The organism is Mycobacterium sp. E136, from assembly GCF_001666865.1.
Classification (GTDB): Bacteria; Actinomycetota; Actinomycetes; order Mycobacteriales; family Mycobacteriaceae; genus Mycobacterium.
This window is the reverse complement of record NZ_LZJE01000138.1, coordinates 1-13,060: the sequence shown is the minus strand read 5'-3', so window position 1 is coordinate 13,060 and position 13,060 is coordinate 1. Positions and strand designations below refer to the sequence as shown.

The 13,060-nt window shown below is 65.9% G+C and carries 15 protein-coding genes; 13 read left to right on the top strand and 2 right to left on the bottom strand.

Going from position 1 to position 13,060, the window contains the following annotated elements:
* From A5698_RS09245 to A5698_RS09200, 10 genes are all read left to right on the top strand, one after another.
* On the top strand, positions 1-233 hold a 233-nt coding region (locus A5698_RS09245; RefSeq protein ID WP_502688897.1), incomplete at its 5' end, for an AMP-binding enzyme.
* Positions 230-1,399 (top strand): acetyl-CoA acetyltransferase, encoded by a 1,170-nt coding sequence (locus A5698_RS09240; protein WP_068295743.1) that lies wholly within the window; start codon positions 230-232, stop codon positions 1,397-1,399. The genes A5698_RS09245 and A5698_RS09240, both read left to right, overlap by 4 nt.
* Entirely contained in the window at positions 1,396-1,791 is a 396-nt protein-coding gene (locus A5698_RS09235; RefSeq protein WP_067082106.1) for a Zn-ribbon domain-containing OB-fold protein, read from the top strand. The genes A5698_RS09240 and A5698_RS09235 overlap by 4 nt, the downstream gene beginning before the upstream one ends.
* Positions 1,788-2,189, top strand: a complete 402-nt coding sequence (locus tag A5698_RS09230; protein ID WP_068295741.1) for a nuclear transport factor 2 family protein — start codon at positions 1,788-1,790, stop codon at positions 2,187-2,189. Before A5698_RS09235 ends, A5698_RS09230 begins: the two co-directional genes overlap by 4 nt.
* 57 nt (positions 2,190-2,246) lie before the next feature.
* Entirely contained in the window at positions 2,247-4,268 is a 2,022-nt protein-coding gene (locus tag A5698_RS09225) for an alpha-ketoacid dehydrogenase subunit alpha/beta (protein WP_068295739.1), read from the top strand.
* Positions 4,265-4,492, top strand: a complete 228-nt coding sequence (locus tag A5698_RS09220; RefSeq protein ID WP_084792347.1) for a biotin/lipoyl-containing protein — start codon at positions 4,265-4,267, stop codon at positions 4,490-4,492. The genes A5698_RS09225 and A5698_RS09220 overlap by 4 nt, the downstream gene beginning before the upstream one ends.
* Positions 4,489-5,334: an enoyl-CoA hydratase/isomerase family protein gene (locus tag A5698_RS09215; protein WP_067082115.1), complete on the top strand. Its 846-nt coding sequence runs from the start codon at positions 4,489-4,491 to the stop codon at positions 5,332-5,334. Before A5698_RS09220 ends, A5698_RS09215 begins: the two co-directional genes overlap by 4 nt.
* 16 nt (positions 5,335-5,350) lie before the next feature.
* Positions 5,351-6,322 (top strand): NAD(P)H-dependent flavin oxidoreductase, encoded by a 972-nt coding sequence (locus A5698_RS09210; protein WP_068295737.1) that lies wholly within the window; start codon positions 5,351-5,353, stop codon positions 6,320-6,322.
* On the top strand, positions 6,319-7,116 hold the full coding sequence (locus tag A5698_RS09205; protein WP_068295735.1) for an enoyl-CoA hydratase/isomerase family protein: 798 nt from the start codon (positions 6,319-6,321) through the stop codon (positions 7,114-7,116). The genes A5698_RS09210 and A5698_RS09205 overlap by 4 nt, the downstream gene beginning before the upstream one ends.
* A 4-nt stretch (positions 7,117-7,120) precedes the next feature.
* The gene (locus A5698_RS09200) at positions 7,121-7,885 is read left to right on the top strand and encodes an enoyl-CoA hydratase/isomerase family protein (protein WP_068295733.1); all 765 of its coding nucleotides are present in this window, start codon (positions 7,121-7,123) and stop codon (positions 7,883-7,885) included.
* Positions 7,886-7,971: 86 nt separating this feature from the next.
* On the opposite strand, the gene A5698_RS09195 is transcribed toward A5698_RS09200, so the two are convergent.
* Together A5698_RS09195 and A5698_RS09190 are read right to left on the bottom strand one after the other, a co-directional pair.
* Positions 7,972-9,174, bottom strand: coding sequence for an acyl-CoA dehydrogenase family protein (locus tag A5698_RS09195; protein WP_068295731.1), 1,203 nt, complete (start codon positions 9,172-9,174; stop codon positions 7,972-7,974).
* 1 nt (position 9,175) lies between these two features.
* Entirely contained in the window at positions 9,176-9,988 is an 813-nt protein-coding gene (locus A5698_RS09190; protein WP_067285517.1) for an enoyl-CoA hydratase/isomerase family protein, read from the bottom strand.
* Between A5698_RS09190 and A5698_RS09185 the strand changes: the two genes are divergently transcribed.
* From A5698_RS09185 to A5698_RS09175, 3 genes are all read left to right on the top strand, one after another.
* A complete protein-coding gene (locus A5698_RS09185) occupies positions 9,960-11,276 on the top strand; it encodes a cytochrome P450 (RefSeq protein ID WP_231967356.1) in 1,317 nt (438 codons plus the stop codon). The two genes, A5698_RS09190 and A5698_RS09185, sit on opposite strands and share 29 nt — an antisense overlap.
* Positions 11,273-12,073, top strand: a complete 801-nt coding sequence (locus A5698_RS09180) for an enoyl-CoA hydratase/isomerase family protein (protein ID WP_068295727.1) — start codon at positions 11,273-11,275, stop codon at positions 12,071-12,073. The genes A5698_RS09185 and A5698_RS09180 overlap by 4 nt, the downstream gene beginning before the upstream one ends.
* A 5-nt stretch (positions 12,074-12,078) precedes the next feature.
* Positions 12,079-13,060: cytochrome P450 (locus A5698_RS09175; RefSeq protein ID WP_231967355.1), on the top strand; the 982-nt coding region annotated here is incomplete at its 3' end.

Here is a 13,060-nt window from a genome sequence, read left to right as displayed (position 1 = left end):
CCGGAGTCACCGGACTTCCCGACGAGCGCTTGGGGGCTGTGCCGGTCGCCGCCGTGGAACTCGTCGACGGTGCGCAGGTCGAACCCGACCACCTGCTCGATTTCGTCGGCCAGCACCTCACCCGATACCAGGTGCCGGTGCAGCTGCGGATCGTCGACGAACTTCCGCGCACGCCGTCGTTGAAGGTGAGTCAGCCCGGGCTGCGCGAACTGTTCGAACAGGAGAACGTGTGAATCGCAACATTCGTGGCGCCGCCGCCGTCGTCGGGGTCGCCGACGAGGTGTCACCGTCGGGTGTCATCGATGTGCCGCTCCGTGAGCTCGAAGCGCGTGTCATCAGCGCCGCGCTCGCGGACGCCGGCCTCTCGCTGCGCGATGTCGACGGTCTGTGCACATGCACCGGTGGTACGTTGATGCATTCGGTCGAGTTGGCCGAATACCTCGGGATCACACCGCGATTCACCGATGCGACGCAGACCGGTGGCGCGAGTTACGGGCTGTACATCGAGCACGCCGTCGCCGCGATCTCCGCCGGCCTCGCCGAGACCGTGGTGATCGTCTACGCCTCGACACCGCGTGCGGCGCGCAAGCGCGGCGAGAAGGGACTGGGTGTGTTCGCCACACCCGAACGCCTCGAGTGGGAAACACCGTTCGGGGTGATGCTTCCGATCAGCGCGTACGCACTCGCCGCCAGTCGCCACATGGCGGCCTACGGCACCACGGCCGAGCAGCTCGCACAGATCGCGGTCGACACGAGGGCGTGGGCGGTGCGCAATCCGCGCGCACATCTGCGCGACGCGATCACCGTCGATGACGTCCTCGGCTCGGGCTACCTCGCCGAACCCGTCCACAAGCTCGAATGTTGTCTGGTCACCGACGGCGCAGCCGCGATCGTCATCACCAGCGCACAGCGAGCGCGCGATCTCGGCAGGCCCGTCTACGTGTTGGGCGCGGCGTCGGCGGCATCGCACGCGATGATCACCCAGATGCCCGACCTCATTGTCACTCCCGGTGCGGTGTCCGGTCCGACGGCGTTCGCCGCCGCGGGTCTGACGCCGGACCAGATCGACGTCGTGCAGTTGTACGACTCGTTCACCATCACCGTGCTGCTGGCGTTGGAGGATCTCGGATTCTGCAAGAAGGGGGAGGGCGGAGCGTTCGTCGCCGACGGTGTGCTCGCGCCCGGCGGCGCCCTTCCGGGCCAGACCACCGGCGGCGGGCTCGCGTACACGCATCCCGGCGCGTTCGGGGCGTTCCTGCTCGTCGAGGCCGCCCGCCAGGTGCGCGGTGAATGCGGGGAACGACAGGTGCCCGGCGCGCAGACCGCCCTGGCGCACGGCACGGGCGGTGTGTTGTCCGCGACCTCCACGGTCATCCTCGGATCGGAGGCGACGTTGTGAGCGAAGGATTGCCGGTACCCGAACCAACCGCGGTCTCGGCACCGTTCTGGGCGGCGACGCGGGAACATCAACTGGTGATGCAGCGGTGCGAGTCGTGTCTGCGACTGGTCTGGTACCCGCGGCATGTGTGCCCGCACTGCGGCGAGTTCTCGTTGCGCTGGGAGCAGCTCAGTGGACGAGGCGTCGTCTACGCGGTGAGCGTGCACCATCGTGCCGCACATCCGGCCTTCGCGGACCGGGTGCCCTACTCGGTGGTGCTGGTCGACCTGGACGAGGGCGCCCGAATCATGTCGAACGTGTTCGGTCCACCCCCCGCGGTCGGGGATGGGGTATCGGTCGCGTGGTTACCCCTGGACGACGGCCGCCACCTGCCCACCTTTCAGCCGCTATGAGTGGCGCCGACCTGCGGCGAATCCGCGAAGACACGGTGCTGCGCCACGTCGCGGCCGAGAACGATCGCGACCTCGAGGCGGTGATGGCCACCTTCGCTCGTCCACGTTATGAAATCGGGCCCACCGCAACGGTTTACGATGGTGATGCGGCGGTCCGCCAGATGATCCTGCAGCAGTGGGAGGAACTGCCGCGGATGCGTTACACCGCGGAGGGCATCTACCACGGTCCCGACGGGCTGATCGTCGAGACCAGGACGACCTGCCCGGGTACCGCCTTCGACATGCTCAGCGTCAACCTGTTCGGCTTCGACGAAGACCGGCTGATCCTCGAGCGATGCTATTTCGACCGGATGCTGTTCGCCGAGCAACTGAAGACAGTGAGCAGACAGAACGATTGAACACATTTCGTCATGTTGTAGAATCATGCAGCCGAAGTGTGCGGGCAAGGAGACTCAATGGCCACCCAGTTGGACACCGAGGCGCAATCAGCGACCACCGATCGCGCCATCGAGTTGTACCGCCGAATGAGCAAGGTTCACCATGCCGATCAACGCGTCCGAAAGGGCTTGTCGTCCGGTGAGATTGCGATGAGCTACTGGCCGGTGGACGGTCAGGAGGCGATGTCGGCGGGTGCGGCGCTGGCGCTGTCGGATTCCGATCAACTCGTGGCCACCTATCGCGGCCTGGGCGACGTCGTGGCCAAGGGTATCGACCTGGCCGGCTATTTCGGCGAGATCCTCGGTCGGGAAACCGGCCTGTCGCGAGGTAAGGCAGGGGCGATGGGGATCTCCGATCCCGACCATGGGATCGCCTGGACGACCGGCATCGTGGGGGCGGGCCCGCTGATCGCGAATGGCATCGCGTTGGCCGCGTCGATCCGCGGCACCGGACAGGTGGTTCTCGTCAGCTTCGGTGACGGCGCCACCAGCATCGGCTACGTCCACGAGGCCATGAACATGGCGGCGCTGTGGTCGCTGCCCGTGGTGTTCTTCTGCCAGAACAACGCCTGGGCGGAGTGCACGGCGATGTCGCGGTACACCCGGACCACGACGTTGTCGACACGCGCCGGGGGGTACGGAATGCCGGGTGTGACGGTCGACGGCACCGACCCGCAGGCCGTGTACGAGGCCGTGTCCGAGGCGGTCACACGCGCACGGTCGGGTGAAGGTCCCACATTCGTGGAGGCGCTCGCCTATCGACTGCAGGGCCATTATTTCGGCGATGCGATGGCCTATGCCGATCCCGAAGAGCTCGCCGCCAAGCGCGCCGACCCGCCGTTCGCCCGCTATCGGCAGCGACTGATCGATGGCCGGATCGCCACCAGCGACACGCTCGACGCGATCGACGCCCAGGCGGCGGAGGAGATCGAGGCCGCCTTCGCCTCGGCGCGCGACGCCGCTCCGCTCGACGTCGACGAGTTGACTCGTGATGTCTTCGCCGACAACGGATCTGCATTGTCGGCACAGAGTCAGGCGCACCGGGGTGTGCCCGACGGCGACACCGAGGATCTCGGCCTGGTCCGGGCGATTCACCGGACCCTCGACCGTGCAATGGCCGTCGACGACTCGATCGTCCTGCTGGGTGAGGACATCGGCGATCGGTCGGGCGGGGGAATGTTCAAAATCACCGCGGGTCTGTCAGCGAAGTACGGGGAGAACCGGGTGCGCGACACCCCGATCGCGGAGTCGTCGATCATCGGTGCCGCCCTCGGCGCGTCGCTGGCCGGTCTGCGCCCCGTCGCCGAGTTGATGTTCATGGACTTTCTCGGCGTGGCGATGGATCAGATCGCCAACCACGCTGCGAAGGTCCGCTATATGTCTGGCGGCCGTCGGGGCGCACCGCTGGTGATCCGCACGATGGTGGGAACGGCTGCCGGACCGCAGCATTCGCAAGCCCTCGAGGCGTGGGCGATGCATACGCCGGGACTCAAGGTCGTCTGGCCCAGCACGGCAGCCGATGCGGCGGGGCTGCTCAACGCGTGCCTGCGCGAAGAGGATCCCTGTCTGTTCATCGAGTCGATGAAGCTCTACTACGGCGGGGGCAAGGGGCCGGTCCCACTGGCGGATTACGTGATTCCACTCGGGCAGGCCGACGTCAAGCGGGCGGGCGCCGACGTCACCATCTGCACGTACGGCGTGATGGTGCATGCCGCCCTCGAAGCTGCGAAAGAGCTGGAAGGTCAGGGCGTTTCGGTGGAGGTTGTCGATCTGCGGACACTCGTCCCGCTGGACCTCGCGACCGTTTTGGACTCCGTTCGAAAGACCAAACGCCTTGTTGTCGCCCATGAATCGGTCGGCTTCTGCGGACCGGGCGCCGAGATCGCGGCTGCCGTCGGCACCGAGCTGTTCGGCGTGCTGGCGGCGCCGATACAGCGGGTCGCGGGGACGTACACCCCGGTGCCCCGGGCCGCAACGTTGGAGGCGGCGTGCCGTCCGGGTGCTGCTCAGCTTGTCGAAGCGGTTGGGAGGATCGTGTGACCGAAGTTCGGATGCCTAAACCCGGTGACGCCATCACCGAAGCCGAGGTGACGCAGCTGTACGTCGCCGACGGGGAGTCCGCGACCGAGGGCGACCCGTTGTATGCGATTGCCACGGACAAGGTCGAAATGGACATCGAGGCACCGGCATCCGGTGTGGTGGCGTGGAAGGTCGAGGTCGGTGGCACCTACGACGTCGGCGAGCTCGTCGCCGTGATCTCGTGAGCGGACTGCCGGACTCCCTGCGGGTCGATCTCGGTGCACCGGAGCTGATCGGCGAGATCGCCGGTGACACATTCACCGTCACCATCAACCGTCCGGAGAAGCGCAACGCGGTAACCGCCGACGGCTACCACGGAATCAAACGTGCGGCGATGATCGTGGCCGACGAACCGGATCTGCAGTTCCTGGTCATCACCGGATCCGGCGACGTGTTCTGCGCGGGCGGCGACATGAACTCGGTGAGCAATCCCGATCGTTCGTGGGACTCGTTCACCGAGGCGTACGACGCTACGCCGTTCGAAGTGCTCGGCAAGATTCCGAAAATCGTGCTGTGCGCGGTCAACGGCATCGCGATGGGCGGCGGGCTGGTGATGACGCTGTTCGCCGATCTCGTGATCGCCTCGGATCAGGCCCGGATGCGGGTGCCGGATCTGACCCGCGGCGTGTACGAGGCGTTCGTCGCCGCACGCATTCCGCAACGCATCGGTACATTGCGCGCCAACCACATGATCTACGGGAACGACTGGATCGACGCCGCCGAGGCTGAGCGGATGGGACTCGTCGGCAAGGTCGTCTCGCACGACTCACTTGCCGCCGAGACGCAGACCCTGCTCGACCGGGTTCGGCAGACCGGGCCCGCCGCGCGGGCGGCGATGAAGCGCGAGATGGCGCGCGCTCTGCCTGCCGTGGACGTCAGCGGCTACTGGTCGTCGATCGGAACGTCAGAACAGATCGAGGCTTTCACCGCCTTCCTCGAAAAGCGCGCACCGCGTTGGTCGGTCAGCTCAGACCGTGATGCATTCGTCCATACCCGCAGACCGGCCTGGTTGCCGTCTGACTCCTGAGAGGATCTCGACACCGTTGATCACCACACGATTCACCGAGGCATTCGGCATCGAACACCCGATCGTGCAGGGTGGTATGCAATGGGTGGGGCGCGCGGAACTGGCCGCAGCGGTGTCGGAGGCGGGGGCGCTCGGTTTGATCACCGCGCTGACCCAGCCGACACCTGCGGACCTGGCCAACGAGATCGCCCGCGCCCGCGATCTGACCGACAAGCCGTTCGGGGTGAACCTGACGATTCTGCCGACCATCGACCCGCCGCCCTATGACGAATACCGGCGGGTGATCGTCGACGCGGGCATCAAGATCGTCGAGACGGCCGGGTCGAACCCGGCGCCGCATCTACCGATGTTTCACGACAACGGGATCAAGGTGCTGCACAAGTGCACCTCGGTGCGGCATGCGGTCAAGGCGCAGAGCCTCGGTGTGGACGGCATCAGCATCGACGGCTTCGAGTGTGCGGGTCATCCGGGTGAGGACGACATCCCGGGGCTGGTCCTGATCCCCGCGGCTGCCGAGGAAATCGAGATCCCGATGATCGCGTCCGGTGGTTTCGCCGACGGCCGTGGTCTGGTGGCCGCGCTGGCGCTCGGCGCGGACGGCATCAACATGGGTTCGCGTTTCATGTGCACGGTCGAGTCGCCGATACATCAGAACGTCAAGGAAGCGATTGTCGCGGGCAGCGAACTCGACACCGAGCTGATCTTCCGGCAACTGCGCAACACGGGGCGCGTCGCCAGCAACGCAGTGTCACGTGAGGTCGTCGAAATACTCAATCAGGGAGGTCAATTCGAGGACATCGCCCATCTGGTCGCCGGGAAACGCGGGGTGAAGGTCTACGAGACAGGCGATCTCGATGCCGGGATCTGGTGGGTCGGTACGGCGATGGGTTTGATCGAGGACATCCCGACAGCCGGCGAGCTCGTTTCACGTATTGTCGCCGAGGCTGAGGAGACCATCACCAAGCGACTGGCCGGGGCGCTGCGATGACAGAACTGCCGAACGGCACTTCGGAGCTCACCGGGTGCGACGAACTCCTGGTGGCCAACGATGGTCCGGTCCGGATCGTCACGCTGAACAACCCGGACAATGCGAACGCGGTGAATAACCGGATGCACGGCGCATTCACCCGGCTGTGGTCCGCGCTCGGGGATGACCCGGATGCGCGCGCCGTCCTGCTGACGGGGACAGGCGACTTCTTCTCCGCGGGTGGCGATCTCGTCGAGTGGTTGCACACCCACGTCGAAAACCCGGTCACCCGCCGCGAGGGCATGCGCGATGCCCGTCGCATCGTGCGCGACATGGTGGATTTCCCGCTGCCGATCGTCGCGGCGGTCAACGGTCCTGCCGTCGGGTTCGGCTGCAGCATCGCCGTGCTGTGCGACATCGTATTGATGTCGGACAAAGCGTTCTTCGCCGATACGCACGTTGCCAGTGGCCTTGTCGCGGGCGACGGAGGCTCGGTGCTCTGGCCGCTGATGATGAGCCTGATGAAGGCCAAGGAGTACCTGCTCCTCGGCGAGCGCATCCGGGCAGACAAGGCGGTCGAGCTGGGGCTGGCCAATCGGGTGGTGCCGCACGAGTCGATCAAGCAGGAGGGTCTCGCGCTTGCGCATCGGCTCGCGGAGCTGCCGGCGCGCGCGGTGCAGGACACCAAACGGACCCTGAACTTACACGCCGAGCGCGCGGTGACCGCCATCCTCGACTACGGGATCGCAGCGGAGACCGAGTGTTTCACCACTCCGGAACACCGGGCTGCGATCGACAAGTTCCTCAACCGGTAGCGAGATGTCCGGCGGCAGTGCACCACTGGTGCTGCGTGAAGAAAGGGGCGTCGTCGCCCTGCTGCTGTTGAATCGCCCGACGCAGCGCAACGCCTTGCGTTATGAGTCGTGGGCCGAGTTGTCCGAGCAGCTGTCGGCCGTGACCGCCGATTCGGACGTGCGTGGCGTCGTTCTGGCCGGTACAGGCGAATTCTTCTGTGCGGGCGGTGATCTCAAGACTGGCCCGGCGCAGGGCACCGGGCCACTCGCGCCGGCAGGCCGTGTCGAGCATGCGCAGCGGGTCATGGAGCAACTCAAAGCCGTGCCGGTACCGACGGTCGCCGCGGTCGAAGGCGCAGCGGTGGGACTCGGCTGGAGCCTCGCCCTGGCGTGCGATCTCGTCGTCGCCGCATCGGACGCGTTCTTCAGCGCGCCGTTCGTTGCGCGGGCGGTTGTTCCCGACGGGGGATTGGCATGGCGGCTCACAAAGCAGGTCGGCAAGCACCGCGCGGCGTCGCTGCTGCTGCGTGGCCACCGGATGACGGCGTCCGACGCGCAACAGGCGGGACTGGTCACCGACGTCGCTGAGCCCGGCTCGGCCGTCGACCACGCCATCGCCGTCGCTGTCCAATTGGCGGAATCCGATGCGGGCGCGGTCGAAATGACCAAGCGACTGATCCATTCGGCGGAGGCAGCGCAGTTGGCGGCCTTCCACCCGCTGGAGCTGGCGATGGCGGCCGTCGCCCAGCAGCGCTCATCGGCAGCTCAGGCGCGCGGCGAATTTTCCTAGGAACCTTCCTAGGTTCGAGCAGACGCAGAAGTGCACATTCTTCGATCGGAAACGGCCTCTGTGCGTCTGCTCGCGCCGGAAGGTGACTAGCGCGGCAGCCCGAGACCGGTGGTCGAGATCAGGTCGCGCTGAATCTCGCTCGTACCGCCGCCGATCGTGTGTATGAGCGACAACAGCAGCCCCTCCGAGAAGTGGCCGTCCAACACCGCGTCCGGATCATCGGGCATCAATGCCCCTCTCGGGCCGAGGATCTGGGCGCCCAGCGCACGCAGCTCCGCGGTCAACTCGGAGTGGTACAGCTTCGACAGCGAGGGCAGCGCCGGATCGAGCGCACCGGCCGCCTGCAGGTGGGCGACCCTGTAGGACAACGCCCGCCCGACCTCGACGCGCTCGACCGCCCTGGCCAACGCGATGCGGTTCGTCGGATCGGCCAGCGGGTCATGGGCAGACCCCCGCTGTGCGTGGCACCAGTCAACGAGCTCATCGAGATAGCGCTGGGCCTGCGCAGCGCGCGTGACGTTGGAGCGTTCGGCGTCCAACAGAGCCTTGGCGACCTTCCAACCCTCGCCCTCGGTGCCGACCATGTTGGTCACAGGCACCCGGACGCCGTCGAAGAATTCCTCGGCGAATGTCGGGTATCCGGTCATCGACCTGATGGGGCGGCGAGTGATGCCCGGGCTCGACAAGTCGACGAGGAAGAACGAGATGCCCTCCTGGCGTTTCTCGGCGACCGGTGATGTCCTCGCGAGCACGAAGATCCAGTCGGCCAGCACACCGTTGCTCGTCCACGTCTTCTGACCGTCGAGGACATAGTGGTCGCCGTCGCGTCGTGCGGTCATCCGCAGTGCGGCCAGGTCGGATCCGGCCTCGGGTTCGGAGTAGCCCTGCGCCCACATCCGCTCCGAGCGCGCGATCAAGGGCAAGTGCTCCTGCTGTTGTTCGGGGGTGCCGAACCGAAACAGCACGGGCGCCAACATGTTCACGCCGTTGGTGTTGACCAGCGGTGCGCCCGCGTAGGCCAGTTCCTCACGGATGACCACCTGCTCGACGACGCCGAGGCCGGCGCCTTCGAACTTCGCGGGCCAGTGCGGAACGAACCACCCCTGCGCGTGCAGGTCGCGGCAGAACGCCACGGCGCGTTCGTGTGCGTCGCGCGGCAGGTAGTCGGGGTTGGCCGCGGTGCGCCGAAACTCGTCGGGCAGGTTGTCGGACAACCAGTTACGGACGCGCGCGCGCAGCTCTTCGACGTGCTCGCCGCCGCCGAACCGGACGATCGGCCGCAGGGGCACGTCAGACCCGGTCGGCGGGTTTGGCCGCCTTCTTCATCAGCTCCCGCATGTACTCTTGGAACTCCTTCGATCCGGTGACCACGGCCTGCAGATCGTTACTGGCCTGTTGATGGGTGCGGAACCCCATGGTCTCCCAGGCGCGCAGGATGCCGGCCTTGGTGGCCTGCAATGTGATCAACGGCGCCTTGGCGATCTTCGCGGCGAGTTTCTCGACTTCGGCCTCCAGTTGGTCGGCGGGCACCACCCGGTTCACCAGACCGAATTCCAGCGCCTGGTCCGCCGAAATCTTCTGCGCCGTATACAGGTACTCGGCGGCGCGCTTGTAGTTCATGAACACCCACGGCTCGAACATCGTCTCCGAGCCGGGCAGACCGAAGCCGGGCACGAGTGGCATCTGGAACCACGCGTCGTCGGAACATATGGTGATCTCCGGGATCAATGCCCAGGTGGTTCCGCCGCCGATCGCGTAGCCGTGCACCTGCGCGATGACCGGCTTCGGGAACTCCCACAGCTTCAGCACCGGCCACAGGAACAGCTGCGCGGCCGACCGCCAGACCTTGCCCGAGGCGTCGATTTCGGCCTTGAACTCCGGATAACTGCCGTCCGGCACATGGCCGGAGCAGAACCCCTTACCGTTGGCCTTGATGATGACGACCTTGATGTCGTAGTCGTACTGCGCGTCGTCGAGGGCTTCGTTGACGCTGTGCACCATCTCGGAGGTTTGGGCGTTGGCACGTTCGGGGTTGTTCAAGATGATCCGGGCGATCGGACCGTCCTTCTCGTAGATGACATGGTCCAGCGTTCGCGTTTCCAACCTGCCCGTCCTCCTCGACCTTTCTGTACTGTACAGAATGACGCAGAGTGTACCATTGTCTAGCGGTTGCCCCTTAGGAAAGGACCTGCCGATGGTGACAGCGGAGCTGCGCTGGGATCCGTTCGACCGCACCCTGCACAAGGATCCCTACGAGGTGTGGCGACGGCTGCGTGACGAGGCTCCCGTCTACTACAACGAGCAGTACGACTTCTACGCCCTGAGCCGGTTCGACGACGTGCTGGCGGCCTCCCTGGACACCGAGACGTTCTCGTCCGAGCACGGCATCACGCTGGATGCGATCACGCCCGAACCATGGTCGCCGCCGAAGGCGATGATCATGATGGATCCGCCAGACCATACGGCTATGCGAAAAATGGTTAACCGCACCTTCTTTCGTAGCAAGATCGCCGAGCTCGAGGACCGGGTGCGCATCCTATGCCGCGGATATCTGGACCCCCATGTCGGCAGCGGGGGATTCGACTACGTCCGTGACTTTTCCATGAAGCTACCGGTCATGGTGATCAGTTCGCTGTTGGGCTTCCCGGAAGAAGACCATGACAATCTGCGCGAGTGGACGGATTTACAGCTCCACCGCGAGGAGGGCGCCGCGGAGCTCAGCGAGTTGGGCCAACAGGCCAACGAGAAGCTCTTCGGGTATTACAAAGAACAAATTCAGAAGCGCCGTGTGAACGGCACCAGCGATATCGTCAGCAACCTGATGGATTCCGACCTGGTGCAGCCTGGCCGAGAGACTCGTCGTCTCGACGACGGCGAAGTACTGTTCTTCATCGCGCTCATCAACGTCGCGGGCAACGAGACCGTCGCGCGACTGCTCGGCTGGACGGCGTTGACACTGGCGCGCTTTCCGGACGAACGCGCCAAGCTCGTCGAGAACCCCGGCCTCATCGGCGGCGCGGTCGAGGAACTGCTGCGCTACGAGGCGCCGTCCCCGGTGCAGGGCCGTTTCACTGTGCGGGACGCGGAATACCACGGCGCGGTTATCCCGGCGGGTTCCAAGGTCGCGTTGTTGACCGGATCAGCCGGTCGCGACGAGCGACAGTACCCGAACCCCGACGTCTTCGACGTCAACCGAACCGGCATCCGGCACGTCAGCTTCGGTCACGGGGCCCACTTCTGCCTCGGCGCTGCGCTCGCGCGGCTCGAGGCCAGGGTCGCGATCGAAGAAACCTTGGCGAGGTTCCCGACGTGGCACGTCGACGAGGACGCCGTCGAATATGTTCACACCAACTCGGTGCGCGGTCCGGCGAGCGTACCGATCTCGCTGTGAGCACCACTGGGTTGACGACGCGCACCGAAGATGGGGTGCGCTGGCTGGTGCTGGACCGGCCGGACATGGGCAACTCGGTGACGCGGGCGATACAGCGCGACCTCATCGACAACCTCGTGCGAGCATCGTCGGACCACGAGATCCGTGCCGTCGTGCTGACGGCGGCGGGGACCAAGCACTTCTGTACCGGTCCCAACTTGCGGGACCCAGAGATGCGGCCAAGCCAGGATCGCACCGCCGGAGACGCCGCACGGATTCTGCGCAACGGCTCGCAGGCGGTGGTGTCGGCCATCCTGGACTGTGAGAAGCCGGTGATCTGCGGTCTGAACGGAACTGCCGCCGGTGTCGGTGCGAGCATGGTGCTGGCGTGCGATCTGATTGTCGCCGCCGAAAGTGCCCGGCTCATCGAGCTTTTCGTCCGCCGCGGACTCGCCCCCGACGGTGGCGCCGCGTACCTGCTGGCGCGCAAGGCGCCGTTCAACATCGCCAAGGAACTGCTGATGTTCGGTGAGGAGATCACGGCGGGGGAGGCGCATCGCATCGGGCTGGTCAACAAAGTCGTCGCCGACGAACTACTCACCGACGAAGTGACCGCGTGGGCCAACCGCCTGGCACGCGGTGCGACGCGCGGCATCGCCGCCGCCAAGGCGATGCTCAACCAAGCCCTTGACGTGGACCGTGCCTCGGCGTTTCACACCGAGGCGCTGCTGGTCGATCAGGTGGCGGGTACGGACGACGTCGCGGAAGGCATCGCGGCCTTCATGGAGAAGCGCGACCCGCAGTTCCGCGGACGGTAGCGGCGATGGCAGGCGCGCGGAACACTCCCGGTGTCATCGGCCCGTTCGTGCACGCGATTCGGATGAATGTCGAAGCGGCAGTGCAGGCCCGCGTCCGCGGTTATCGAGGGTGGACGGGTGCCGTCAACACCGAATTCGATCCGATGGACCCTGCCACGGCGTCCGACCCGTTCGGGGCATACCGAGAACTTCACCGCAGCGGACGCGTCCACTACAACCCCCGCCGCGCCAACTTCATATTGAGCCGACTCGAGGATGTCAGGGCCGCGCTGCGCGACACCGATCAGGTGACGAGCTCCGAAGGGGTCACCCGGCTGAAGTTCTCGGCGCCGCTCGCGGTGCTCACTGACGGAGACGAACATGCGCGGCTGCGCAAGCAGGTCCAGCCGGGGTTCAGCAAGGGCGCGATGGGCAGCTGGAAGGGGATGACCGAGAAGCTGGCCACCGAACTGATCACCGACGTGCTGGATAACCCCGGCTGTGATGTGGTGCAGCGTCTTGCGATTCCGATGCCCATCCGGATGATCGCCCAAATCCTCGGAGTGCCGGAGTGCGACGTCGATGATTTCCGGCGATGGTCGGAGGCCGGTGTGCGGATCATGGACTTCTCGCCGACCCCACAGGGCGTCATCGATGCGGGGAAGTCGATGGTGGCCATGGCCGCACTGCGCCGCTATTTCTTGAGCCAATTCGCCCACGGTGGGCTCAAGGGCTCAGGCACCGTCGTGGGTCGGCTGCTCGAACACAACAGCGACGGCACCCTGACCGACGAGCAACTGTTCCTCATCGCCATCGGAATGAGGTCGGGGTCGGCGCGAATCATGTCGTACTGGTCGGGGTTGCGCGCCAGCGTGTCGAACATGCCGCCGAGCAGGTTGGTGGTTGTCTCGTTGCCCGCGATCAGCAGGTGGATGGCGATGAGGAACAGTTGCTCGTCGGTCAGGGTGCCGTCGCTGTTGTGTTCGAGCAGCCGACCCACGACGGTGC